Here is a 1751-nt window from a genome sequence, read left to right as displayed (position 1 = left end):
GCTTGTACAACAGCTATCCTCTCTTTGCTTCAAAATGGAAGAGAAGTGTATGCGGCTGCAGAGGGGAAGGATAGTAATCGTTATGTTATAAAGGTTATCCCAGTTGTCTCTGCTAATTCTTCTCCTCAGCTTAGCGGGAGTAATAAGCATAAGCTTCCTCTTAGTGGAGAGAGTGGGGATAATTATTACCCTTCTAATATGATTAATGTTGGCAATAACGATGAGGGTATTCGTGGAGGAAATGACTATCGTAAGCTGAGTGGATTGGCTGGGGACACCAAACATCAGAAAAATGTAGATAACTCTGTTAAAGATGCAGACTCTGATGGAAGAGGAGTGAATCCTAGTTTTTATTACTATAGTGGGTTGTATTATGTATGTGATAATTGCGGGATAGATCCTAAAATTGATAATAAATCTTATACAATTACGAGTGCAAATGTTTCCAACTACCCTGCTAATCCCACTGCTATAACGGTGAAGGGAATAGGGACCAGAGTTTATGGAGAGAATGTAACTGTTAGCAGTGAAGTTTCTGATAAATCTTTTTTGCGTGGTGTGGCTGTATCAGATGACGGAAAGATTGTTTTGAAAAAACCGACGCTTCAAAATACAAAGTTAGCTCTTTTCGCTCATAATGGGATAATTGAGATAAAGCAGGGGATTATAGAGGACAGTGATAGGGCTGTTGAAGCTGTGGGGAATTCATTGGTTATTTTAGAGGGTGCAAAAGTTAATACGCGTGATGGGAAGGCAAGTCTTTCCAGTTATAGCGGGGCAGATATTTGGGTGGAAGGTGGGGAGGTTAACTTTACCAACAGTCATGGGATTTCTGCGATGTTGGGAGGGACGGTGATTCTCGATGGTGTCACTCTTACTGGAAAGGGCCACAAAGATAAAAATGATGCGGCTTTTTTAATGGATGAAGGGGGACGTGTTGAGTTTACAGGGGGGACTATTAAGGTTGAGGGTGCACATGGTATATTATTAGAAAATCCCGTCAAGCTTTTTAGTGTTGTACCAGAACGATCTGAAACAGAAGCTGAAACTGAAGATGAAGCTGAAGATTTATCGAATAACTTTTATGTGACCGAGGCTAATTTTAAGTCTTCTTCTGTTACCGTAAAGGGTGAGGGATCTTATGGTATCTATTTTCAGGGAGAAAAGCCATGGAGCGAAGATGGGGATAAAAAAGAGGAGATTTCATTAGAGGAAGAAAAAGCTCCACCACGATTGGAAGTTGTTAATTTGGATACAACAGAGTTTTCTGTTGAAGACGATACGGCTCTTTATGGCAGCAATGTTATTTCTGGTGCGGTGAGTTTGATGAAAAGCACTCTTCGTTCAGGGAATTTTTTATTAAAAGCTGAGAAAGGGGCATCTGTGATCGTTTTGGCTGATGCTTCTACGCTTGAAGGTCGCACACACGTTGATAAAGACTCTAATGCCGAACTTTATTTGGGAGGTCGTTCTACATGGATTTTACAACAACCGCTGCAAAAAGATCAACATGCGGCTGCACATGATTCTTCTATTTCACTCGTTAGTCTTATGGGTGATAGCTCTATTCATTTTAAAAGACCAGAATCTCCTTCTATTGATGATTATCAAACTCTTCGTATTGGAAAGGGAAAGGGTGAAGTTTATAGAGTACGGGATGGTGCCTCTATTTCCCTTAATACATATCTGAATAGTGGTGGTGCTCTTAATCATCAAAAGACGGATCGTGTTTTAATTCATGGTGATGTTTC

1 pseudogene is annotated in these 1751 nt (G+C 40.4%); it reads left to right on the top strand.

The features are described from left to right. Positions 1-1751, top strand: a pseudogene (locus ACFIL8_RS09860) (autotransporter outer membrane beta-barrel domain-containing protein); the annotation flags it as partial.

Source organism: Bartonella sp. AP57NXGY, assembly GCF_042195805.1.
Lineage (GTDB): Bacteria > Pseudomonadota > Alphaproteobacteria > Rhizobiales > Rhizobiaceae > Bartonella.
This window is presented reverse-complemented; position numbering and strand designations above follow the sequence as displayed.